The 23,140-nt window shown below is 62.6% G+C and carries 18 protein-coding genes; 8 read left to right on the plus strand and 10 right to left on the minus strand.

Annotated elements, in window-relative coordinates; genetic code table 11:
* Window positions 1-568: 568 nt before the first annotated feature.
* Entirely contained in the window at window positions 569-4,417 is a 3,849-nt protein-coding gene (locus CKW37_RS30915) for an EAL domain-containing protein (RefSeq protein ID WP_095159897.1), read from the plus strand.
* Between the two features lie 107 nt (window positions 4,418-4,524).
* Window positions 4,525-5,778 carry a serine hydroxymethyltransferase gene (gene glyA / locus CKW37_RS30920; RefSeq protein WP_095159898.1) on the plus strand — a complete coding sequence of 418 codons (1,254 nt, stop codon included), beginning with the start codon at window positions 4,525-4,527 and terminating at the stop codon, window positions 5,776-5,778.
* An 88-nt stretch (window positions 5,779-5,866) separates the two neighbouring features.
* Here the strand turns inward: glyA and CKW37_RS30925 are convergent, their stop codons facing one another.
* The 5 genes from CKW37_RS30925 to CKW37_RS30945 form a co-directional block, all read right to left on the minus strand.
* Complete coding sequence (locus CKW37_RS30925) at window positions 5,867-6,169, minus strand: helix-turn-helix transcriptional regulator (RefSeq protein WP_095159899.1); 303 nt, start codon at window positions 6,167-6,169, stop codon at window positions 5,867-5,869.
* Window positions 6,170-6,505 carry a type II toxin-antitoxin system RelE/ParE family toxin gene (locus CKW37_RS30930; RefSeq protein ID WP_256587899.1) on the minus strand — a complete coding sequence of 112 codons (336 nt, stop codon included), beginning with the start codon at window positions 6,503-6,505 and terminating at the stop codon, window positions 6,170-6,172.
* A 148-nt stretch (window positions 6,506-6,653) separates the two neighbouring features.
* Complete coding sequence (yjiA, locus tag CKW37_RS30935) at window positions 6,654-7,625, minus strand: GTPase (protein WP_095159901.1); 972 nt, start codon at window positions 7,623-7,625, stop codon at window positions 6,654-6,656.
* Window positions 7,626-7,712: 87 nt separating this feature from the next.
* A complete protein-coding gene (locus tag CKW37_RS30940; protein ID WP_056841925.1) occupies window positions 7,713-7,910 on the minus strand; it encodes a YbdD/YjiX family protein in 198 nt (65 codons plus the stop codon).
* Window positions 7,911-7,925: 15 nt separating this feature from the next.
* Window positions 7,926-9,992 carry a carbon starvation CstA family protein gene (locus CKW37_RS30945; RefSeq protein ID WP_095159902.1) on the minus strand — a complete coding sequence of 689 codons (2,067 nt, stop codon included), beginning with the start codon at window positions 9,990-9,992 and terminating at the stop codon, window positions 7,926-7,928.
* 182 nt (window positions 9,993-10,174) lie between these two features.
* On the opposite strand from CKW37_RS30945, the gene CKW37_RS30950 reads away from it, so the two are divergent.
* The 4 genes from CKW37_RS30950 to CKW37_RS30965 all read left to right on the plus strand — a co-directional run bounded on the left by CKW37_RS30950 (window position 10,175) and on the right by CKW37_RS30965 (window position 14,857).
* On the plus strand, window positions 10,175-10,540 hold the full coding sequence (locus CKW37_RS30950) for a PilZ domain-containing protein (protein WP_095159903.1): 366 nt from the start codon (window positions 10,175-10,177) through the stop codon (window positions 10,538-10,540).
* A gap of 262 nt (window positions 10,541-10,802) precedes the next feature.
* The gene (locus CKW37_RS30955) at window positions 10,803-12,323 is read left to right on the plus strand and encodes a nucleobase:cation symporter-2 family protein (protein WP_095159904.1); all 1,521 of its coding nucleotides are present in this window, start codon (window positions 10,803-10,805) and stop codon (window positions 12,321-12,323) included.
* Window positions 12,324-12,497: 174 nt separating this feature from the next.
* The gene (locus CKW37_RS30960) at window positions 12,498-14,063 is read left to right on the plus strand and encodes a tyrosinase family protein (RefSeq protein WP_159985350.1); all 1,566 of its coding nucleotides are present in this window, start codon (window positions 12,498-12,500) and stop codon (window positions 14,061-14,063) included.
* A gap of 2 nt (window positions 14,064-14,065) precedes the next feature.
* On the plus strand, window positions 14,066-14,857 hold the full coding sequence (locus CKW37_RS30965; RefSeq protein ID WP_095159906.1) for a DUF2182 domain-containing protein: 792 nt from the start codon (window positions 14,066-14,068) through the stop codon (window positions 14,855-14,857).
* Here the strand turns inward: CKW37_RS30965 and CKW37_RS30970 are convergent.
* From CKW37_RS30970 to radA, 4 genes are all read right to left on the minus strand, one after another.
* A complete protein-coding gene (locus CKW37_RS30970) occupies window positions 14,796-17,495 on the minus strand; it encodes a TonB-dependent receptor (RefSeq protein WP_095159947.1) in 2,700 nt (899 codons plus the stop codon). The genes CKW37_RS30965 and CKW37_RS30970 overlap by 62 nt on opposite strands.
* Window positions 17,496-17,715: 220 nt before the next feature.
* Window positions 17,716-18,723, minus strand: coding sequence for a FecR domain-containing protein (locus CKW37_RS30975; RefSeq protein ID WP_095159907.1), 1,008 nt, complete (start codon window positions 18,721-18,723; stop codon window positions 17,716-17,718).
* 68 nt (window positions 18,724-18,791) lie between these two features.
* The gene (locus CKW37_RS30980) at window positions 18,792-19,295 is read right to left on the minus strand and encodes an RNA polymerase sigma factor (protein ID WP_095159908.1); all 504 of its coding nucleotides are present in this window, start codon (window positions 19,293-19,295) and stop codon (window positions 18,792-18,794) included.
* 82 nt (window positions 19,296-19,377) lie between these two features.
* Window positions 19,378-20,748 (minus strand): DNA repair protein RadA, encoded by a 1,371-nt coding sequence (gene radA / locus CKW37_RS30985; RefSeq protein WP_095159909.1) that lies wholly within the window; start codon window positions 20,746-20,748, stop codon window positions 19,378-19,380.
* A 168-nt stretch (window positions 20,749-20,916) separates the two neighbouring features.
* On the opposite strand from radA, the gene mscL reads away from it, so the two are divergent.
* Window positions 20,917-21,330, plus strand: a complete 414-nt coding sequence (gene mscL / locus CKW37_RS30990) for a large-conductance mechanosensitive channel protein MscL (RefSeq protein ID WP_095159910.1) — start codon at window positions 20,917-20,919, stop codon at window positions 21,328-21,330.
* A 58-nt stretch (window positions 21,331-21,388) separates the two neighbouring features.
* Here the strand turns inward: mscL and CKW37_RS30995 are convergent, their stop codons facing one another.
* Entirely contained in the window at window positions 21,389-22,165 is a 777-nt protein-coding gene (locus CKW37_RS30995; RefSeq protein ID WP_095159911.1) for a ferredoxin--NADP reductase, read from the minus strand.
* Between the two features lie 234 nt (window positions 22,166-22,399).
* Here CKW37_RS30995 and CKW37_RS31000 point away from each other — a divergent pair, with 234 nt between their 5' ends.
* Window positions 22,400-23,104 (plus strand): autoinducer binding domain-containing protein, encoded by a 705-nt coding sequence (locus tag CKW37_RS31000; RefSeq protein WP_095159912.1) that lies wholly within the window; start codon window positions 22,400-22,402, stop codon window positions 23,102-23,104.
* Window positions 23,105-23,140: the final 36 nt, after the last annotated feature.

The raw sequence follows: 23,140 nt of genomic DNA on the forward strand, positions 1-23,140 counted from the left end.
AGCTAACTAAAAGCTCTGACCTGACACAGGACTGAGAAGATAAAGATGGTGGGCAGGCCGGGAAGCTAGTAGCCAGGAGGGCTCTATTGCAGATCATAAACGTGACTAAAACTTAATAGGGCAGATAGACGTATTGAGCCAAAATGCGGACCTCGCTCGAATCGTTGGAAAAGCCCCGTCGCCAGGACAGGGCTGGAACAAACCGGGTGTCAGGGAAAGGCGCTACTGGCCTGCGTCGCGGCGCTGCCGGCGTTTTCGCGGGGCAGGTGCGCGGCGGGCTCAGGCAACGGCCTCACCCTTGTCTATCTGGTAGTCGGAACCCGTAAGGTTACCCGAACTGGAGGGCGGCGGGCAGGGGCATCCCCGTTGAGCGTATCCCGGCGGTCGTGACGACCTTTCGTCAGGTCGAATCTTTGCGACGAAGATGACTGGCACTTTGCCACAACTCAAGGCATGCTAGCCGCCCTTCGGGCGTCAGGCTTATAGTGCAGCCCTGGATCGCCGCCCGTGTGGCTGGCATTGCTCTCGCGCTGCTGGACCACGGCCAGCCATACCGCAGGATCACCGTTTGACCAATCTCACTCAGCCGTCCTCCTTACGCAAAGCCTCCACTGCGTCGGGTCAGTCCCTGCGCGGGTCGCTGAAGGGCGCACTGGCGATCCTGGTGCTGCTTTTGCTGGCCCTGTTGTTCTGGCAGATGCTCGATCAATACCGGCACATCCTCGCCGATCGCCGCCAACACAGTGTCGATGCCGCCGCCGAACTCGCCGATCGCCTGAACCTGAGCCTGGCCCTCGACGCCCAGTCCGCGCTGAACCTGCTGCAGGCCAATGCCGCGGTTCCGGACGAAGATGCCGTCCCCGCCCTGTTCACTCGCCTGCATCAACAAATGCCGGCCCTGCACAGTCTCGCCTGGCTGAATGGCGATGGGCAGATCCTGCGTGACAGCATGGACAACTCCCCCGACCAACCGGCGATGGCCGAGTTGCTCCGGCAGAACCGCGACAGCACCTACCGTTTCAGCAACGCTGACGACAATGCCTTTATTTACCTGCTGCTGCGCCAGCCCGGCGAAACCAGCAACGGCTACTGGCTGCTGCGCATGCAGCCGACCTGGTACCAGCAACTGGCCAGCCGCCTGGAGCACGCGGTCAAACCGCAGTGGCAACTGGAAAACAGCCGGACCGGGGAAATCATCAGCACTCACCTGCAACCGCGCCCGGACACCACGCCGAATAGCGAACAGGCGCCGCTGCAAAGCGTGATGCTGGCCTTCCTCGACAACAGCGACTGGCAACTGCGCGGCCTCTATGACGCCGAACGCAGCCGCCGCGACCTGCTTCCGGCGCTGGTCGGCAAAGCCATGCTGGTCGTGCTCTGTGCCCTGCTACCGCTGCTGGCGCTGATCAACATGCGCCGCCGCAATCGCGTCTTGCAGGAAGGTCGTCGGCGCTATCAGGACATTTTCGAAAGCACCGGCGTCGCCCTCTGCGTGCTCGACCTCTCGGGCCTTGCCGCGATCCTCGAACGCCTGCGCCTGCGCAGCCGCAACGAACTGGAGCAACGCCTGGAACTGGACCCGGCGCTGCGCGAAATCCTCCTGCACGAACTGAAAGTCACCGAAGTGAACCAGGTCGCCCTGCAACTGCTGGGGGTGGATTGCTGCGAGGGGGCCTGGCGGCAACTGGTCGCCGGCAGCGCGCTGGAAAACGATGGCATCGGTCTGCAACTGCTGGGCGCTGTGCTGGACAACCAGGCGCAACTGGAACTGGAAGTGCGCCTGCCGACCGAGCAAGGGCTGGAGCAGCACCTGTGGCTGATGGTGCGGTTCCCGGAGGCGCGTCGCGACTATCACGCGGTGATCCTCAGCATTAGCGATATCACCAGCCGCAAGCGCGTCGAACTGTCGTTGCTGGAGCGCGAGAGCTTCTGGTCCGACGTGGTCCGTACCGTTCCGGATCAGCTCTACGTCCAGGACGTGCAGAGCCTGCGGATGATTTTCAGCAACCGCCACCTCGGCCAGACCCTGGGCTACGCGCGCAACGAACTGGCGCAGATGGGCGAGTTCTTCTGGGAAGTCCTGCTGCACCCGGAAGACGCCGCGCTCTACCGCGACCTGCGCCAGCAGCAGCGCCAGAGCGGCTACGTCGAGCAACTGCACTGCCAGTTGCGCTTCCGCCATCACGATCAGCGCTGGCGCCGCTACGACATCCGCGAACAGGCGCTGACCCGCGACGTGGCCGGCCACGTCACGCGGATCATCGGCGTGGCCAAGGACGTCACCGACCAGCTCGAAGCCAGCGAATCGCTGCGCGACAGCGAACAACGCTACCGCATGCTCGCCGAAAGCATCAGCGACGTGATCTTCTCCACCGACGACCAGTTGCGCCTCAACTATGTCAGCCCGTCCGTGCGGGCAGTGCTGGGCTATGACGTCGAGTGGATCTTCAACAACGGCTGGCAATCGACCATCGCCAACCCGGCGCAACTGACCGGGCTGTCCGCCCTGGTCGAGCGGGTCAACCGCGCCCTCGGCGATGCCGCGCAACTGGAAGCCCTGCGCACCCAGGTGCCGACCCAGTTGTTCCTGTTCGACTGCCTGCGCGCCGACGGCCGCAAGATCCCCATCGAACTGCGCCTGGTGCTGGTCTGGGACGAGCACGACCAGTTCGGCGGCATCCTCGGCGTTGGTCGCGATATCAGCCAGCAACGCCGCGCGGAAAAAGACCTGCGCATGGCGGCAACGGTTTTCGAGCACTCGACCTCGGCGATCCTCATCACCGACCCGGCCGGCTACATCGTCCAGGCCAACGAGGCGTTCAGCCGGGTCAGCGGCTATGCCGTGAGCGATGTGCTCGACCAGTTGCCCGGCATGCTTACCGTCGATGAACAACAGGAAGCGCACCTGCGCTATGTGCTCAAGCAACTGCACCAGCGCGGTACCTGGGAAGGCGAAGTCTGGCTCAAGCGGCGCAATGGCGAGCATTACCCGGCGTGGGTCGGCATCACTGCGGTGCTCGACGACGAGGGCGACCTGGCCAGCTACGTGTGCTTCTTCACCGATATCAGCGAGCGCAAGGCCAGCGAACAACGCATTCACCGCCTGGCCTACTACGACGCCCTGACCCACCTGCCCAACCGCACGCTGTTCCAGGACCGCCTGCACACGGCGCTGCAACAGGCCGAGCGGCACAAGTCGTGGGTGGTGCTGATGTTCCTCGACCTCGATCGCTTCAAGCCGATCAACGACTCCCTCGGCCACGCCGCCGGCGACCGCATGCTCAAGGACATGGCCGAGCGCCTGCTGGACTGCGTCGACGACGACGACACCGTGGCGCGCATGGGCGGCGACGAATTCACCCTGCTGCTGCAACCACGGGCGACCCGGGAAATGGCGCTGAACCGCGCCATCAATGTGGCTGAGCAGATTCTTGGCAGTCTGGTACGACCGTTCGTCCTGGAAAACCGCGAGTTCTTCGTCACCGCCAGTATCGGCATCGCTCTCAGCCCGCAGGACGGCAGCGAACTGAGCCAGTTGATGAAAAACGCCGACACGGCCATGTACCACGCCAAGGAACGCGGCAAGAACAACTTCCAGTTCTACCAGGCGGACATGAACGCCAGCGCCCTGGAGCGTCTGGAGCTGGAAAGCGACCTGCGCCACGCGCTGGAGCAGAACGAGTTCATCCTTTATTACCAACCGCAGTTCAGCGGCGACGGCAAACGCCTGACCGGCGCCGAAGCGCTGCTGCGCTGGCGTCACCCGCAGCGCGGGCTGGTGCCACCGGGGGATTTCATCCCGGTGATCGAAGAACTCGGCCTGGTGGTGGATGTGGGCGACTGGGTCATCGCCGAGGCGTGCCGCCAGCTCAAGTCCTGGCATCAGGCACGGGTGCGCGTGCCGAAAGTTTCGGTGAACATCTCCGCGCGGCAGTTCTCCGACGGCCAACTCGGTACGCGGATCGCCAACATCCTCAAGGAAACCGACCTGCCGCCAGCGTGCCTGGAACTGGAACTGACCGAAAGCATCCTGATGCGCGAGGTCAACGAGGCGATGCAGATTCTCGACAGCCTTAAGAACCTCGGCCTGAGCATCGCGGTAGACGACTTCGGCACCGGCTATTCATCGCTGAACTACCTCAAGCAGTTCCCCATCGACGTGCTGAAGATCGACCGCACCTTCGTCGACGGCCTGCCGGAAGGCGAGCAGGACGCGCAGATCGCCCGGGCGATCATCGCCATGGCCCACAGCCTGAACCTCGCGGTAATCGCCGAGGGCGTGGAAACGCACGAACAGTTGGAGTTCCTGCGCGAACACGGCTGTGACGAGGTCCAGGGCTACCTGTTCGGGCGCCCGATGCCGCCTAACCAGTTCGAGGCGCAATTCAGTAACGAAACCCTGTTCATGCTTGAGTGATCCTGCGTGAATCCCATTTGTCTGCCAGATGATCCCCTTTCATATGCCAGACAAAAGTCTATGGGGTAGAATGCCCGCCTATTTCACCCCGATCCTTGAGGACCGCCATGTTCAGCCGTGATTTGACCATTGCCAAGTACGACGCCGAGCTCTTCGAAGCCATGCAGCAAGAAGCTCAGCGCCAGGAAGAGCACATCGAGCTGATCGCTTCGGAAAACTACACCAGCCCAGCCGTGATGGAAGCCCAGGGTTCGGTGCTGACCAACAAGTACGCTGAAGGCTATCCAGGCAAGCGCTACTACGGTGGTTGCGAGTTCGTCGACGTGGTTGAGCAACTGGCCATCGACCGCGCCAAGGAACTGTTCGGCGCCGACTACGCCAACGTCCAGCCGCACGCGGGTTCGCAAGCCAACAGCGCCGTTTACCTGGCCCTGCTGCAAGCGGGCGACACCATCCTCGGCATGAGCCTGGCCCACGGCGGCCACCTGACCCACGGCGCCGCCGTGAGTTCGTCGGGCAAGCTGTACAACGCTGTTCAATACGGCATCGACGGCAATGGCCTGATCGACTACGACGAAGTCGAGCGCCTGGCGGTCGAGCACAAGCCGAAAATGATCGTTGCCGGTTTCTCGGCTTACTCGCAGGTCCTGGACTTCGCCCGCTTCCGCGAAATCGCCGACAAGGTCGGTGCCTACCTGTTCGTCGACATGGCCCACGTTGCCGGTCTGGTTGCCGCGGGCGTCTACCCGAACCCGGTTCCATTCGCCGACGTCGTCACCACCACCACTCACAAGACCCTGCGCGGTCCGCGTGGTGGCCTGATCCTGGCTCGCGCCAACGCCGACATCGAGAAGAAGCTGAACTCCGCCGTCTTCCCGGGCGCCCAAGGTGGCCCACTGGAGCACGTGATCGCCGCCAAGGCCATCTGCTTCAAGGAAGCGCTGCAGCCTGAGTTCAAGGCTTACCAGCAACAGGTCGTGAAAAACGCCCAGGCCATGGCCAGCGTCTTCATCGAGCGCGGTTTCGACGTGGTTTCCGGCGGTACCGAGAACCACCTGTTCCTGCTCTCGCTGATCAAACAAGAGATCTCCGGTAAAGACGCCGACGCCGCCCTGGGTCGCGCCTTCATCACCGTGAACAAGAACTCCGTGCCAAACGATCCACGTTCCCCGTTCGTCACCTCCGGCCTGCGCTTCGGCACCCCGGCAGTGACCACTCGCGGCTTCAAGGAAACCGAGTGCAAGGAACTGGCTGGCTGGATCTGCGACATCCTGGCTGACCTGAACAACGAAGCGGTGATCGACGCTGTTCGCGAGAAAGTCAAAGCCATCTGCAAGAAGCTGCCGGTTTACGGCAACTGATTGACCGATGACCGCCCGGTGGCTTGATTGCCGGGCATGAAAAAACCGATGCCGGGTGACTGGCATCGGTTTTTTTGTGGGCGGAATATCACGGTTGCCGGGAACATCCCTCGGGAACCAAACGCACCTCGACGCGCTGTCCCAAAGCTCGGGCAGCACTCGCAAGCGTCGCCAGCGTCATGCCGGGATCACTTTGATCCAACGCTCTGTCCACCGCTGTTCGACTCGTTTTCATTCGCTCAGCCAAGGCTTTCTTGCTGATCCTCTGTTCTTTCATCGCCTGCTCGAGCTGCCAGGCGATCACCCGCTTGAGTGCAGCAGCGGAAACTTCCTCACCAAGGCCTTCATCGGCAAGGAAGTCGTCAAAGTCCGACCCAATATGTTGGTTCATTCACTGCCTCCACAACTTCGCCTTTCGTTGCCTGGCGGTTTCCAGGTCGGACAACGGCGTTTTCTGACTCTTCTTGATGAAGCCGTGGAGCAAGACCATGACATCCTCCACAAGCGTGAAGAGTACCCGGGCACGGCTCTCACCCAAATCGACACGGACTTCCCAAAGACCACGCTCCATTTTCCTGACCAGCGGCATGCCTAGCGGCCAGCCTGTCTGCACAGATTTGATCTCAATCCCGATTGACTGCCGATGAGCCCGCGGCAACTGACCTAGCCATTCTCGCACCGGTTCATTGCCAGCCTCCGTTCGAAAAAATCTGACTGTTAAAACCAAAGGCCGGTGGCTTGGGCTGAAGTGTACCAAAAAAGGTACTCCTTTCAAGAAGACTGACTGTGATGCCTCGCAACAGCGACGCGCCTTGAAAACACAAGGCAAAAAAATGCCGCCATAAGGCGGCATCAACCAGTCAGCCCCGTCCTCATCAACTACCAGCCAACGCCTCAAACCCCGCCCGGATCTTCTCTTCCGGCAGTTGATCGGCGATGAACACCATCACGCTCTCGCGGGCCTCTCCCTCGGCCCATTCGGTGTCCCAGTCGAAACCATAGAGTTTCAGCACGCCCTGGAACACCAGGCGACGGTCTTCGCCGGCGATGTTCAGCACGCCTTTGTAACGCAGCAACTGTTTGCCGTGCTCTTCCAGCAACTCGTTCATGAAGTCGCTGAGGCGGTCGATGTCGAGCGGGGTTTCCGTGCGCAGGACCATGCTGGAAATACGGTCCGGGGTCGCCGGACCCGCCACCGGGCGCAGGCTCAAGCCGCCACCGAGGTCGGCATTGAGGTTGAAGCCCCGCACATCCAGCAGTTCGGCGAGGTCGATGCGGCCGTTATCCACCACGCGAATTGGCGCGCGGCGGTTGATCCGGCCAAGCCTGTCGGTCAGGGCTTCGACGGACTGGCTGTCCGCCAGGTCGGTCTTGCTCAGCAGCAGCCGGTCGGCGAAGCCGATCTGGGCCTGGGCGATGGCCTGGGTCAGGTGCAGGTCGGCGTGGACCGCGTCCACCAGGGTGATGATGCCGTCGAGGATGTAGCGCTCGCGCAGTTCCTCTTCGATGAAGAAGGTCTGCGCCACTGGCGCGGGATCGGCCAGGCCGGTGCATTCGATCACCAGCCGGTCGAAGGCGATTTCACCGCTGTCCAGGCGCTCCAGCAGCAGGAACAGGGCCTTGGTCAGGTCGGTGTGGATGCTGCAGCAGACGCAGCCGTTGGCCAGGGTCATGACCTGCACCGGTTCGTCGCCGAGCAATTGACTGTCGATACCGGCATCACTGAACTCGTTCTCGATGACGGCGATTTTCAGGCCGTGCTCGGCCTTGAGGATGTGCCGCAGCAAGGTGGTCTTGCCGGCACCGAGGAAGCCGCTGAGCACGGTAACGGGAATGGGGGACTGCACGGGGAATTCTCCTGACGCTGAAAATGACTGTGGGAGCCCGGCGCACCGGGCTCCCACAGGTCTGTCACTGACGCCAAGCGCTGTGTTTCAACAGCACTTGGGCCCACCCTTGCCGCCGTAGCGAGCTTCCTGGCGTTCCCGGAAGAACTCCTCGTAGCTCATCATCGGCTTGTCCGGGTGCTTGCCCTGCATGTGTTCGACATAGTTGTCGTAGTCGGGCATCCCGACCATCAGGCGGGCTGCCTGCCCCAGGTACTTACCCAGTCGACCCAGGTCGTTGAACATGATGGCATTCCTCGGTTAAGCGTCTGGTTGCGCCTGGAAAGGCGTTTCCTTGTCGGTGCGCTCTTTCTTGCCGAAGGCGGCGATGCCGACCTTGATGGCGAAGAACAGGACGCTGAACACGACGATCAGGAACAGCACAGTCAGGGTAGCGTTGGTGTAGGCGTTGAAGATCACGTGCTGCATCTGCCCGATGTCCTTGGCCGGTGCCAGTACCTGGCCGGCGTCCAGCGCGGTGCTGTACTTGTTGGCCAGGGCCAGGAAGCCGACGGCCGGGTTCGGGTCGAACAGCTTGATCAGGCCCGCGGTGGTGGTGCAAATCAGCAGCCATACTGCTGGAACCAGTGTGACCCACATGTAGCGCTGGCGCTTCATTTTGATCAGGACCACGGTGCCGAGCATCAGCGCGATACCGGCCAGCATCTGGTTGGAGATGCCGAACAGCGGCCACAAGGTGTTGATGCCACCCAGCGGATCGATCACGCCTTGATACAACAGATAACCCCACAGCGCTACGCAGCCGGCGGTGGCCAGCAGGTTGGCGCCCCAGGATTCGGTGCGTTTCAGCGCCGGAACGAAGCTGCCCAGCAGGTCCTGCAGCATGAAGCGACCGGCTCGGGTACCGGCGTCTACCGCGGTGAGGATGAACAGCGCCTCGAACAGGATCGCGAAGTGGTACCAGAACGCCATGGTGTTCTCACCCGGCAACACCTGGTGGAGGATCTGCGCGATACCCACCGCCAGGGTCGGCGCACCACCGGCACGGGCCAGGATGGTGTGCTCGCCGATGTCACGGGCGGTTGCTTCGAGCTGCTCCGGCGTGATCGCGAAGCCCCAACTGCTGACGGTCTGCGCCACCGACACGACGTCGGCGCCGACCACTGCGGCCGGGCTGTTCATGGCGAAGTAGACACCCGGCTCGATCACCGAGGCGGCAACCATGGCCATGATGGCGACGAAGGACTCCATCAACATCCCGCCGTAGCCGATGTAACGGGCGTTGGTTTCGTTGTCCAGCAGCTTGGGCGTGGTGCCCGAGGAGATCAGCGCATGGAAGCCGGACACGGCGCCACAGGCGATGGTGATGAACAGGAACGGGAACAGGGTGCCTTTCCAGACCGGACCGGTGCCGTCGGTGAACTGGGTCAGCGCCGGCATTTTCAGCTCGGGCGCGATGACCAGGATGCCGATGGCCAGGGCAATGATGGTACCGATCTTGAGGAAGGTGGACAGGTAGTCACGCGGTGCCAGCACCAGCCAGACCGGCAGCACCGCAGCGACGAAGCCATAGCCCACCAGCATCCAGGTGATCTGCACGCCGGTGAAGGTGAACGCCGGGCCCCAGACCGGATCTGCGGCAACCTGGCCCCCCAGCCAGATCGACAGGAGCAGCAGCACCACGCCGATCAGCGAGATCTCGCCGATGTGGCCCGGGCGGATGTAGCGCATATAAATGCCCATGAACATCGCGATCGGGATGGTCGCCATCACCGTGAACATGCCCCATGGGCTCTCGGCCAGGGCCTTGACCACGATCAGCGCCAGCACCGCGAGGATGATGATCATGATCAGGAAGCAGCCGAACAGCGCGATGGTCCCCGGGATCCGGCCCATTTCCTCGCGCACCATGTCGCCCAGGGAGCGGCCGTTGCGGCGAGTGGAGAGGAACAGGATCATGAAATCCTGCACCGCGCCGGCCAGGACCACGCCGGCAATCAGCCAGAGCGTGCCGGGCAGATAGCCCATTTGCGCGGCGAGAACCGGACCGACCAGCGGGCCGGCGCCGGCAATGGCGGCGAAGTGGTGACCGAAGAGGATGTGCTTGTTGGTCGGGACGTAGTCCAGGCCATCGTTGTTAAGGACCGCCGGAGTGGCCCGGCGCGGATCCAGTTGCATCACCTTGGTGGCGATGAACAGGCTGTAGTAACGGTATGCAACCAGATAAATCGCCACCGAGGCGACGACAATCCACAAGGCATTGATGGCTTCGCCACGCCGCAGGGCAACCACCCCGAGCGCACAGGCCCCTATCACTGCCAGCGCCAGCCAGGGAATATGGCGGGCCAGGCTATTATTGTTGTTCATGGTTCGCTTCCAGCTAGTGGATAAAAAGGTAGCTTTTCGAGTCTAGCGATACTGGCCGGAAAGGCCAGCCCCAACGTTGGTCTAGAGCCTCCAGAGCCCATGGCCACCATCGCAGATTGCGCCCCTTGCCGAGCGCTGGCAAGCACTGCGCTATAGTTCAGAGGAACCTTGGAGGGCCGAGCATGAGCGACCAGAATGAACGTCGACGCTTCAAACGCATTGCCTTCGATGCGCCAACCGAACTGGTTCAGGGTGAGCGGTGCTGGCCGGTCAAATTGATCGATATCTCGCTCAAAGGCCTGTTGATCGAGTCTCCGGAGTACTGGGACGGTGACGGCGAGCAATTATTCGAGGCCGCCGTGCATCTGAGCGAAGACGCTGTAGTCAGGATGCAGGTGCAATTGCGCCATATAGAGCCCCCACATCTGGGCTTCATTTGTCTACACATCGATCTGGACTCGATGGAGCACCTGTGCCGCCTTATCGAGCTCAACCTGGCTGACCGCACCGAATTGGAGCGGGAATTCCACGAACTCATCGAAGTTTAAGATCGTTTAGCCTGCTACCCACTAGAACCTGACGACCTGATCAGCTTTAAATCCCGCTAATCCCCTACACCTGAAAGGCCCTTTCGTGGCCTTTCAGCGCTGAAGCACGCCTGTTGGAACGAAAGCTGCAAAGGTGATCGTGCTCAAGTCAAGGGCAGAGTGTCCCTGAGACAATCAAAAAATTGTATACAATTGTGCTGGCAATCTTATGTAGCAGTTGTCTACAGTGGCGGCACAACAATAAAACAGAGATCACGCTCCCATGAACACGTCCTCACCAAGCACGTCTTCAGTTCCGCGTCCTGAAGACGAAAATCTCGGCCTGGGTCCCAACCTGGCCTATGGTCTGCAACACGTTTTGACGATGTATGGCGGTATCGTTGCTGTCCCCCTGATTCTCGGCCAGGCCGCGGGTCTCGGGCCTGCGGAGATTGGTCTTTTGATCGCCGCGTCCCTGTTCGCCGGTGGCCTGGCCACCCTGCTGCAAACCCTTGGCCTGCCGTTCTTCGGCTGCCAGTTGCCGCTGGTACAGGGTGTGTCCTTCGCCGGCGTCGCCACCATGGGCGCCATCCTTTCCACTGAAGGCGGCGGTGGCCTGCCGGGGGTATTGGGCGCTGTCATGGCGGCCTCGTTCCTCGGCTTCCTGATTACGCCGATCTTCTCGCGCATCACCAAGTTCTTCCCGCCACTGGTGACCGGTATCGTCATCACCACCATCGGCCTGACCCTGATGCCGGTCGCGGCCCGCTGGGTGATGGGTGGCAACAGCAAATCGCCGGAATTCGGCAGCATGGAAAACATCGGCCTGGCGGCCCTGACCTTCACCTTCGTGCTGCTCCTGAGCAAGCTCGGCAGTGCGTCGATCTCGCGCCTGTCGATCCTCCTGGCGATGGTCATCGGCACCCTGATCGCCTGGTCGCTGGGCATGGCCGACTTCAGCAAGGTGCTGGAAGGCCCGATGGTCGCCCTGCCCTCGCCATTCCATTTCGGCATGCCGACCTTCCACATCGCCGCGATCCTGTCGATGTGCATCGTCATCATCGTGACCCTGGTGGAAACCTCGGCGGACATCCTTGCGGTCGGCGAAATCATCGACACCAAGGTTGACTCCAAGCGTCTGGGCGACGGCCTGCGCGCCGACATGGCGTCGAGCATCCTGGCACCGATCTTCGGTTCCTTCACCCAGAGCGCGTTCGCCCAGAACGTCGGCCTGGTGGCTGTGACCGGGGTCAAGAGCCGTTATGTGGTGGCGACCGGCGGGGTGATCCTGGTGGTCCTCGGTCTGCTGCCGATCATGGGCCGGGTCATTGCCGCAGTACCGACCTCGGTGCTCGGTGGCGCCGGTATCGTGCTGTTCGGCACCGTGGCTGCCAGTGGTATCCGTACCCTGTCCAAGGTGGAATACAAGAACAACATGAACCTGATCATCGTCGCCGCCTCGCTGGGCTTCGGCATGATCCCGATCGCCGCGCCGAACTTCTACGATCACTTCCCGAACTGGTTCGAAACCATCTTCCACTCGGGGATCAGCTCGGCGGCCATCATGGCTATCTCGCTGAACCTGCTGTTCAACCACTTCAAGACCGGCAACTCGGACCAGCAGTCGGTATTCGCCGCAGGCTACGAGCGCACCCTGAACTACTCCGACATCTCCGTGCTGCGTGATGGCGACTACTTCAAGGACGGCAAATTGTTCGACGCCGAAGGCAAGGAAGTCCCGGTGGTGGACCATGACGGCAACCCCGACACGGCCCCGCGAAGACAGGCCGTAGCGGAACACTGATAACGCGGCAAACCTGAAGGGCCGGTGCGAAAGCACCGGCCCTTTTTCTGTTTTTAGTGTCCGCCGTCAGCTTCGTTCAACATTTCGACATAGGGTCATGGCACATTGCCGTCACTGGACTATCGTCATCGGTCCGTATGGAACCCCTTCACATGGAATATGGAGAGCGTGAACATGACTTATGTCCGCAAGGATCTGTGGAACCTGGGCGAAACCTGGAACCCGACGCTGCTGTGGTACGCCAAGGCAATCCGTGAACTGCAATCGCGCCCCATCGATGACCCGACCAGTTGGCGCTTCCTCGCCGCGATCCATGGTTTCAACAAGGAGCTGTGGGTCACCGACGGTTACTACACCCCTGGTGAAAAACTGCCGGCACCCGCTGACCGCGAACTGTTCTGGGACCAGTGCCAGCACCGGACCTGGTTCTTCCTGCCGTGGCACCGCCCTTATCTGTTGTCGTTCGAGAAGATCGTCCGTGACGCCATCGTCAAGCTGGGCGGCCCCGCAGACTGGGCGCTGCCGTATTGGGATTACGACGACTACGCAGAGCGCCCCGACACCCTCGGCCTGCCCCAGGAGTTCTACGACAAGACCCTCCCGGACGGCACGCCAAACCCCCTCGCCTTACCGGTAGACCTGCGCTACGGCATCGACGGAAACGGCAACATCACCCTCGCCCCCGTACAACTCGACCTTGCCCGCGCGTTCAAAGAAGCGGAGTACACGGGCGTCCAGACCGGCGGTTCCCCGGGCTTTGGTGGCGCAGCCACCGGCTTCAACCACGGCAGCACCCGCGACTACCCGTTCGGCCTGCTGGAAAGCAGCCCGCACAACAACGTGCACAACATGGTCGGCGGTGACAACGGCAAGCCGGACACCTCCCCGGAATACCATGAAGGCCTGATGGCCGATCCGCGTACCGCCGGCCTCGACCCGGTGTTCTGGCTGCACCACGCCAACATCGACCGGCTCTGGCAGATCTGGCTGAACCGAGATCCAAGCCACCAGAACCCGACCGAATCCGCCTTCGTCAATGGCCCCCCGCAAGGCCGTCCGTTCATCTTCCCGGATGAAAACGGTGAAAGCACTTTCTGGAAAGTCGGTCAGACCCTCGACCTGAAAGCGCTGGGCTATACCTACGAAAGCTTCCACGATCCCGTACCGAAACCTGCGAAAGCCGCGAAGGACGCTGTCGCCTTCGCCGCTCGCCCAACGGTGGCCGCCGTGAAAGATCCTGTCGTCGAACTGATCGGTGCCAACAGTGGCAGCGTGAAACTGCAGGGCCGCAAGAGCGCCACGCAAGTGCGGCTGGACAAACCGGGCGTCGCCAAAGTGGCGAAAAGCCTGGCCGCGAAGGGCCTGCGAGCGGAAAACGTCGCCGCGCCTGGTCACGAGCGGGTTTTCCTCAATCTGGAAAACATCCGCGGACGCCGCAACAATCTGTTCATCGAGGTCTACATCAACGTGCCGGACGGCGAGCAACCCGGCGTCCATCCGGAACTGCGTGCCGGCGGCGTGTCGTTGTTCGGTATCGCGGCCGCCAGTGATGCCAGCGATCCACACGGCGGCGGCGGTGTCAGCGCCTCGCTGGAGATCACTGAAATCGTCGACGCGCTGCGCGCCAGCGGTGGGCTCGATCTGGAGCATCTGCAGGTCAGCCTGTATCCCGACAAGGAACTGGGTGCCGGCGACAGCATTTCGGTAGGACGCATCAGTATCTACCGTCAGGGCGAGTGAGGATGAGCGTCAGGCAACGTAGCCTCGCCTGGCTGCACAGTCCCTGGCCATGGCTGGCCACCGCCAGCCTGGCGGGGTGGGCGGCATTGGCGGCAGCACCGACACAATCGGCGCTGCCGGCCTTCTGCGGCTCGATTGCCGACCTGCTCTCGACGCTCGGCTGGAGTGGCATCAGCCAGGCCCTGGTGCTCGACCCGTTGGGGCTATGGCAGTCCTGGCTAGTGATGCTGCTGGCGATGATGCCGTTGCTGCTCGCCAGTCCCATGGCAACCCTTTGGCAACGCAGCCTGCCACGGCGCCGTCCGCTGGCGGTGGCGTTGTTCGTGGCGGGTTACGTTGCGCTGTGGAGTGTCGCCGGGATCGTGCTGACCCTGCTGTCGATCGGCCTCAAGCTGGTGGCCGGCGAAGCGCTGTGGCTGGCAACGGCGCTGGCGATGCTGGTTGCGCTGGTGTGGCAAGCCACACCGCTCAAGCAGAAAAGCCTCAACCGCTGCCACGCCTCACCCCGGATTTCCGCCTTCGGCTGGGACATGGCGGCGGATTGCCTGGGCTACGGCGTGAGCAAGGCCGGCTGGTGCATCCTCGCCTGCTGGCCGGCCATGCTGTTGCCGATGCTGGTTCAGCAGGGACATCTGCTGGTGATGTTGCTGTGCACGCTCTGGCTGGTGCATGAACGTCAGCGTCCGGCGCGAGCCATGCGCTGGCGCTGGCCGCTGCCGGCGCCTCATCGCATCAGAAGCGGTACTCAAGCATCCCGGTCAGGGTTCGACCCCGTGCAAGAGACAGGTTGTTGACGTCGCCCATGGCCACGAAATACGACTCATCGGTGGCGTTCTCGAGGGCCATTGCCACGTTGATCTGCGGCGTCATCCAGTAGCTGGCGAAGAGGTCGTAGACCTTGTATTTGGGCCACATCGCCTGGTCGAGGGTGGCGTAGGAGTGGTCATTGAGGTTTTCGCCGTTGCCCTTGCTGTAGCGCAGACGGCCACCGATATCGAGCGTGTTGTCGAGGAAGCGCATGCCCAGGGTCAGCGAGCCGCGGTCAGCCGGCATGTAGGTCGCGTTGCCCATGATGTCGCCACACCTCATCTGGTTGCTCATGGCCTCGTTGTCCACGGCCTGGTTGATGGTGAACTGACGCAGGATGATGCGGTTGCCGATCTGCACCGGCCGGGTCACCGTGCCGACCCGCACTGGCGTCTTGGCGCCGCCCAGGAAGAACTGCCGCGAGCAGAAATCATTGGTGCCGATCATGTGGGTGTAGGCCAGTCGTCCGTAGTAATCACCGGCGTCGTAGTCCAGGGCATATTCCACCCCGCGGAAACGGGTGGTTTCTTCGTTGTTCTGATAGGCCATGCGGCCCAGGCCAATCCCCGAGGCCGTCTCGTGGGGCACGCTGATGTTGGTGTCGAGGAAGGAGAAGTCATCGATGCGGGTATCGAAGTACGCCACCTTCACGCCCAGGCGGTCGCCGTCACGAAACAGCGATTCCTTGAAGATGTTGAAGCCCACCTCCCAGTCGTGTGAGGTTTCCGGCTTGAGGAACGGGTTGGGATAGACCATCTGCGCACCGCCACCGGCATGCGGGCGGCCGGTCATGAACACTTCGGTCACCGAAGGCGCGCGCCAGCCGCGGCCCCAGCGGGTATAAAGCTGCAGCCAGTCGACGCCGGGCTTTACCGCAATACCGAAGGTGGGCGAGAAGTGCCCTTGCTCGATGTCTTCGTCGAATATCAGGTGCTGTTGGGTCTTGGGGGCGGCGCCAACTTCGTAGGGACCTTCCGGGAACATCCACACCGTCATCCCGGTTTCGCCGCTCAGGCGGTAACGGTCGTAGCGCAGGCCCGCATCCAGGGTCAGCCAGTTGTCATGCTCGTATTGCGCCTGGGCAAACAGGCTCGCGGTCAGCTTCTTGCCTTCCGGGGTAGCGCCCTGGACATACGGGTAAGCGTTTTCGTTGGCCGCTGGCAGGCGCTCGCTCTCCGGCTTGAAGCGGTCTTCGTACAGCTCGGTGCCGTAGTTCAGGGTCAGCTTGTCCGCCGCGCCGATGTAGAAGCGCGAGGTGTTCTGCACTTGCAGGCCCCAGGTGTCGGTCTGGAAACGGTCGTTGTAGGGGGCATACCAGTTGCCGCTGGACGGGCTCGCGTCATTGCTGGAGTTCCAGCGGTCCATCCGGGTTCGGACGAAATAGAGCTTGGCCTTGAGGTCGATCAGGTCGTTGTCCGGGGTGAAGCTGTAGTCGATCGAGGCATTCTTCGCATTGAGGTCGGTGGCGCCGCTGCGCTTGTAATAGAACTGCTTCAGGTCATCGGTGAGCCAGGTCCAGGAGTCCTTGCTGTCGGTATCGGTCTCGATGTAGTTGAACTGGACCCGCTGATCCTGCGGCAGGTTGACGCCGAGCTTGAGCAAGCGCGAACGGGTCACGCTGCCCATGTCGCCGACCTCGCTGTTGAGCCAGCTTTCCCAGGCTTCGGGATACAGATCGCGCGCGCGAATCTGGGTGCCCAGGTTGTCCTTGTTGTGGGTGCCGGCGCGGTAATCGCCGAAATGCCGTTCGCTGACACCCAGCAGCAGGTCGCCCACTTCATTGCCGAAGGCAAACAGCGCGCTGCCGTTGAAATAGGTGCCGTTGCCCAGCTCACCGATACCGTGGCCGGCGCGCAGGCGGCCGCCGTATTCCTTGTCCGGGCCGAGGAACTCGCTGGCCTGAACGGTGTTGAAACTGGCGATCCCGCCCAGCACCCCGGCGCCGCCCATGCCCGACTGCGAGCCCTTTTCGATTTCCACCGAACTGACGAACTCCGGGTCCACCACCATGATCCCGTTGCGCTGCTGGTGACCGTTGACGTTGAAGTTCTGGCGCATGCCGTCGATGTTCATGTTCACCCGGCCGTAGTCCTGAACGCCGCGGATGTTCACCGACAGGCCGGGGTCGCGCTGGTTGACCGCGCTGTAGACGCCGGCGGTCTCTTCCAGCATGTCGGCGGCATGGCGTGGTGGACGTTTGTCGATCTGGTCGCGGGTGATCACGCTGACCGAACGCGGCGCGGTGTAGACCCAATCGCCATCGCCCTGGGACTGAATGTGAGTGCTGCCCAGTTCCATCGCCTTGCCGTCGTCGCTCAGGCGCTCCAGACCGACCCGGTCGTTGCCGCTGAACTGATAGCGCACCGGGTTGCCGTGCAACAGGATCGCCAGGCCGTCCTGCGCCGAATGCTCGCCACGCAGCCCTTCACTGCGCAGGCCGACCAGCTTGCGGCTGTCGAAGAACACCTGGACCTTGGCCTGCTCGGCGAAGACGAGCACGGCGCTGTCCAGCGACTGGGCGGGAATGTCGAACCGGATCAGCGCATTGCGCTGGCTGGCGCCACTGCCCTGTTCCACGGCATGCACCGAAGCGATCCCCATCGGCAAAGTGCAGGCGCCCAGCATCAGGCTGCTGGCCAGGGCAACCCGGTTGAACCGGTTACGTCGTTGTTGTGGATTGGTCACGTCTGTTGCTCGCTGTGTTGGCGTTTTCTATTAATGAAAATCAATCTCAACAAACAGACGCGTTGGGGCGGAAAAGTCAGTAAATAAATTTTTGGGGGGGCTGGTCGGTGCTGGTCTTGATCTTTGCGGGAGCCCTCAGATCGAGCGCCCCGCAGAATCTTCAATAAATCAGCGTCAACCCAGGCACATCCACCCGCCGGGCCTTCAGCTCATCCGTCAGCATCGCCAGTGACTGATCGAGGTTATCCAGGCGGAACATGCCGCTGACTTCACGCTTCGCCAGCGCCGCATCGCCGATCATCACGTGCCCGCCACGGTAGCGGTTGATCTGCGCGACCACCGCAGCCAGCGGCTCGCGCTCGAACACCAGCAGGCCACGCTGCCAGGCGCTGGCGCGCAGTGGATCCTGTTGCGGCCAGGGGCGGATACCGTGTTCGCGGTCATAACGCAGGCTTTGCCCTTCGTTGAGCACCTGCTCGGCCACGCCCGCGACCGGCGGCTCCTGCAAGCTGACCCGGGTGCTGTGTTCGAGCATCCCGACCCAACCGCCCTGCCCTGCGCCACCCACCACGAAGCGCGTGCCCAAGGCCCGGGTGCTGGCGCCGGCGTACTCGACCACGAACGGCCGCGTCTCGCGCTCGCCAATCGGGGCCGCGGAAAACACCGCATCCCCGGCCAGCAGCTTTACTCGCCGCTCGCTGTCGCTGAAGGCGAGGCTGATGGCGCTGTGACTGTCGAGGTCGATGCGGCTACCGTCCGGCAGCGTCACCTGGCGGATTTCGCCGCGGCCGGTGGCGTAGTCGGCGCTCATCTGGATCAGCACGCCCGGCGCCCGATCGACCGCGAACACCGCCAGCAACAACAGGGCGGTGCTGGTGGCCGCCCAGCCCAGCCGCGAACGGCGCCGCCGTCCCGTGACCGGACGCGGTGCCGCTGCCAAAGCGGCCGGCGGCGGAACGGCGACAGTTTCGTCCAGATGCCCCAGCCGCCCCAGATCAGCCCAGGTGCCCTGGGCAAACGTCAACGCCGGGGCATGACGCGGGTCGGCGTCGCGCCACGCGGCCAGCGCCTGCCGTTGCTCGGGGCTCAGGCTCCCGGCATCCAGCAGGACCGCCCACTCGGCGGCCTGCTCGCGAATTGCTTGCTCTGGCGGAATCTCGCTGCTCACACGGTTCTCTCGAATTCTGGTTATGTAAGGGCTGACGTCTGACGGCGCATTTCCCAGTAAACCGTTCGTCATTCGGGCTCCTGCAAACACTGCATCACATAGGCCAGCGCCTTGGAAAGGTGCTTCTGAACCGAGCTGTCGGAAATCTCCAGGCGCTGCGCCACCTCAGCATGGGTCAGGCCCTCCAGACGGTTGAGACGGAAGATTTCGCGGGTTCGCGGCGGCAACGCGTTCATCGCCGCGCGTAACCGGCGCATGTGCTGTTCGGCCGCGGTGGTTTCTTCCAGGCCGGGGCTGTCTTCGACGATACCTTCGAGGGCTTCGTGGGGCACCAGATCGGTCTTGCGCCGCTGCTGCTGGCGCACGTGATCGATCATCAGGTTGTGCGCCGTGCGGTAGAGGTAGGCCGGGGTGTTTTCGATGCGCTCGCTGGCCTGCTGCTCGGCCAGGCGCAGGAAACTTTCCTGCACCAGGTCGGCGGCCAGTTGCGGGTCGCGCACCTTGCGCGTGAGCAGGCCTTGCAGGGTTTTCGCGTGCTTGAGGAACAGGCGCTTGAGGTCGGACTCCGCCACGCGAACTCCAGAAGGCTATCGGAATGGAGGCGCCATGCTACTCGTTAGTGAGAATCACTTGCAAGAAACCGCTTCCTGCGCCTCACTCCTCGAACAGCGCGTCCAGTGCCTGCTCCAGACGGGTTACCGCGACCACCTGCAAGCCCGGCGGGGCTTCTTTCGGCGCGTTGCCCTTGGGCACGATGGCGCGCTTGAAGCCGTGCTTGGCCGCTTCTTTCAGGCGCTCCTGACCGCTGGGCACCGGGCGCACTTCGCCAGACAAACCAATCTCGCCGAACACCAGCAGGCCATGGGACAGCGGCCGGTTGCGCAGGCTCGACATCACCGCAGCCATCAGCGCCAGGTCCGACGCGGTTTCCAGCACTTTCACGCCGCCGACCACATTGAGGAACACGTCCTGGTCATGGGTCGGGATCCCGCCATGGCGGTGCAGCACCGCCAGCAGCATGGCCAGGCGGTTCTGGTCGAGGCCGAGGGTGACCCGCCGCGGGTTCGCCAGGTGGCTGTCGTCCACCAGCGCCTGAACTTCCACCAGCATCGGCCGGGTGCCTTCCCAGGTGGCCATGACCACGCTGCCCGGCACTTCTTCCTGGGCCCGGGTCAGAAAGATCGCCGAGGGGTTGGAGACTTCCTTCAGGCCGCGATCGGTCATGCCGAACACGCCCAGTTCGTTGATCGCGCCGAAGCGGTTCTTCACCGCCCGCAGCAGGCGCAGGCGACCGTCGGATTCACCCTCGAAATACAGCACGGTATCAACCATGTGCTCCAGCACCCGCGGCCCGGCCAGGGCGCCTTCCTTGGTGACGTGGCCGACAAGGAAGATCGCCGTGCCACTCTGCTTCGCGTAGCGCACCAGCAGCGCGGCGCTTTCGCGGACCTGGGCGACGCCGCCGGGGGCCGACTGCAGTTGTTCGGTGAAGATGGTCTGGATCGAGTCGATCACCATGACCTTGGGTTTCTCGACCCGAGCAGTGGCGATGATGGTTTCGATGCAGGTTTCGGTCATGACCCGCAGTTTGTCTTCCGGCAGCCCCAGGCGGCGGGCGCGCATGGCCACCTGCTGCTGGGATTCCTCGCCGGTGACGTACAGCGCCGGCATGCGCGTGGCGATATTGCAGAGGGTCTGCAAAAGGATGGTGGATTTGCCGATGCCGGGGTCGCCGCCAATCAGCACCACCGAGCCGTCCACCAGGCCGCCGCCGAGCACGCGGTCCAGTTCGGCGCTGGCGGTGGAGAAGCGCGGGATCTCTTCGACCGAGACTTCGGCCAGGGTCTTGATCTTCGCCTGCTCGCCGGCCCAGCCGCTGCGTCCGCTGGGGGCCGCGGCGCCGCCGCTCTCGATCATGGTTTCGGTCAGGGTGTTCCAGGCACCGCACTCACCGCACTGGCCAGCCCATTTCGGGAAAGTCGCGCCGCACTCGGTGCAGCCGTACAACCGCTTGGCTTTGGCCATGGGGCAATCTCCTGGAAAAAGTCGCCATGATAGCCGCCGCACCGGGAAAGGCGCCAACGCGACCAAACCATTGGCTATGAGCGAGGTCATTTGAAAGCGGCGCAGCGCATGAAGCGGAAGGCTGATTTACACTGCGTTCACCCCTTCAATTGTTACAAGGAATAAACCATGGGCATGATCAGTGAATTCAAGGCCTTCGCGGTCAAGGGCAATGTCGTGGACATGGCGGTCGGTATCATCATCGGCGCAGCCTTCGGCAAAATTGTTTCGTCTTTCGTCGGCGACGTCGTGATGCCACCCATCGGACTGCTGATCGGCGGTGTCGACTTCAGCGACCTGGCGGTCACCCTGAAAGCGGCGGAAGGTGACATTCCGGCGGTGGTCCTGGCCTACGGCAAGTTCATCCAGACCATCATCGACTTCGTGATCGTGGCGTTCGCCATCTTCATGGGCGTCAAGGTCATCAACCGCCTGAAGCGCGAAGAAGCCGTGGCGCCGAGCGCTCCACCGGCACCGACGCCACAGGAAACCCTGCTGACCGAGATTCGTGACCTGCTCAAGGCGCAAAACGACAGGCCTTGAACCCAGACAAATGAAAAACGGCGCCCCGAGGCGCCGTTTTATTGTCTGGCCTGATCACTCACCAATACGTCTCGACCGCCACCTGCCCCGGCCGCCGACTCAGGCTCAGGTTCATGTCGCGGGCTTTCAGCACCTGGCGGGTGTCGTCGATCATCTGCGGGTTGCCGCACAGCATCACCCGCGAGTGCTCGGGGGTCAGCTCCAGGCCGGCGGCACGCTCCAGTTCGCCGTTCTCGATCAGCGTGGTGATGCGCCCGTTCAGCGCCCCCGGATGCTGTTCGCGCGTCACCACTGGAATGAACTGCAATTTGCCGGCGTACTCGGCCAGGTAATCGCGCTGTTCCAGCCCGGCAATCAGTGACTGATAAGCCAACTCGCAAGACTCACGCACCGAATACACCAGCTTGATGCTGTCGAAACGCTCCCAGGCCTCGAAGTCCTGCAGGATCGACAGGAACGGAGCGACACCGGTGCCAGTGGCCAGCAGCCACAGATCACGCCCGTCGACGAAGCGATCGAGGGTCAGGTAACCGAACGCCTGGCGGTCGATCAGCAGCTCATCGCCTTCGCGCAGACGGCTCAGTTCGCTGGTGAACTCACCGCCCGGGACCACGATGGAGTAGAAGTCCAGGTGTTCGTCAAAGGGCGACGAGACCATCGAGTAAGCGCGCCAGACCACACTGCCGTCGGCCTTGGTCACGCCAAGGCGGGCAAACTGCCCGGCGCGGAAACGGAAACCGCTGTCGCGCGTGGTGCGCAGGCTGAACAGGCTGGGGGTCAGCGGCTGGACATCGAGCAGGGTCTGGCGGGTGTATTTCTCCGCGCTGGCAGTCATGGTTGGCTCCGGAAATCAGGTGCGCCCAGTTTCGCGCAAAGCCGCCGGAATAAACACCGCCGGTTTGTGGTGGTTTCCCGGAGCCGAGCTAAACATTGCGTTACGCCACATAGCCTTTAGGAGTCATGACATACGTCAAGTTATAGCGAAAAAAACCAATCGCCATGTAGGACAATTCCTATACTCAGCCTGCACCATTGAGCAGTTGGATCCATATCAGGGAGCACCGTTGAGATGCCGCATTGGAAGCAGGATCAACTCGAGCAACTGATCAGGGAGCACAACCCCGAACAATTGTTTCACCAGGCCCTGGCCCTGGCACAGCAACTGGATATGGAATACCTGAGCCTGGTGGTGCAGAGCCAGGCCTCCGGCCTCACGCCGCAGACCCTCATGCTCAACAACTTTTCCGCCGAGTGGAACGACCACTACCGGGACTGCAACTACCTGATCCAGGACCCGACCTTCACCCATTGCCGCCACTCGTTGATCCCGCTGCTCTGGGAAGACGAGGTGTTCCACGAAACCCCGCAACTGCGCATGGACGCCAAGGCCCACGGGCTGGTCTATGGCTGGAGTCAGGCCGCCCACGACATGCGCGGCAACAACAGTGTGCTGAGTCTGGTGCGCAGCCAGGATGTCGTCAGTGTCGCCGAGTTCTATGACAAGACCGGCCAGGCGCTGTGGCTGTGCAATGTCCTGCACACACTGATGCTGGAACAGATCAATCCACTCAAGCCCAATGGTTTCGGCTTGTCCGACCGGGAGCGGGAAGTGCTGAAATGGTCCGCCGCGGGAAAGACCGCCTCGGACATCGCCTGCATCCTCACCCTTTCGCAGAGCACCGTGAATTTCCACATCCGCAGCGTCATCACCAAAATGAACGCCAACAACAAGGCCGGCGCCGTGGCCCTCGCCGCGCTGCACGGTCTGCTCTGACCCCGTTGGGCAATAAAGCCCTGTAGAATCGGCACC

Origin of the sequence: Pseudomonas sp. Irchel 3E13, assembly GCF_900187455.1 — a bacterium.
Lineage (GTDB): Bacteria > Pseudomonadota > Gammaproteobacteria > Pseudomonadales > Pseudomonadaceae > Aquipseudomonas.

Bases quoted from the DNA above. Each gene is read 5' to 3' on its own strand.
- glyA (WP_095159898.1), top strand. From the start codon at position 4,525: ATGTTCAGCCGTGATTTGACCATTGCCAAGTACGACGCCGAGCTCTTC.
- CKW37_RS30925 (WP_095159899.1), bottom strand. From the start codon at position 6,169: ATGAACCAACATATTGGGTCGGACTTTGACGACTTCCTTGCCGATGAA.
- CKW37_RS30940 (WP_056841925.1), bottom strand. From the start codon at position 7,910: ATGTTCAACGACCTGGGTCGACTGGGTAAGTACCTGGGGCAGGCAGCC.
- CKW37_RS30945 (WP_095159902.1), bottom strand. From the start codon at position 9,992: ATGAACAACAATAATAGCCTGGCCCGCCATATTCCCTGGCTGGCGCTG.
- CKW37_RS30950 (WP_095159903.1), top strand. From the start codon at position 10,175: ATGAGCGACCAGAATGAACGTCGACGCTTCAAACGCATTGCCTTCGAT.
- CKW37_RS30955 (WP_095159904.1), top strand. From the start codon at position 10,803: ATGAACACGTCCTCACCAAGCACGTCTTCAGTTCCGCGTCCTGAAGAC.
- CKW37_RS30960 (WP_159985350.1), top strand. From the start codon at position 12,498: ATGACTTATGTCCGCAAGGATCTGTGGAACCTGGGCGAAACCTGGAAC.
- CKW37_RS30965 (WP_095159906.1), top strand. From the start codon at position 14,066: ATGAGCGTCAGGCAACGTAGCCTCGCCTGGCTGCACAGTCCCTGGCCA.
- CKW37_RS30970 (WP_095159947.1), bottom strand. From the start codon at position 17,495: ATGCTGGGCGCCTGCACTTTGCCGATGGGGATCGCTTCGGTGCATGCC.
- radA (WP_095159909.1), bottom strand. From the start codon at position 20,748: ATGGCCAAAGCCAAGCGGTTGTACGGCTGCACCGAGTGCGGCGCGACT.
- mscL (WP_095159910.1), top strand. From the start codon at position 20,917: ATGGGCATGATCAGTGAATTCAAGGCCTTCGCGGTCAAGGGCAATGTC.
- CKW37_RS30995 (WP_095159911.1), bottom strand. From the start codon at position 22,165: ATGACTGCCAGCGCGGAGAAATACACCCGCCAGACCCTGCTCGATGTC.
- CKW37_RS31000 (WP_095159912.1), top strand. From the start codon at position 22,400: ATGCCGCATTGGAAGCAGGATCAACTCGAGCAACTGATCAGGGAGCAC.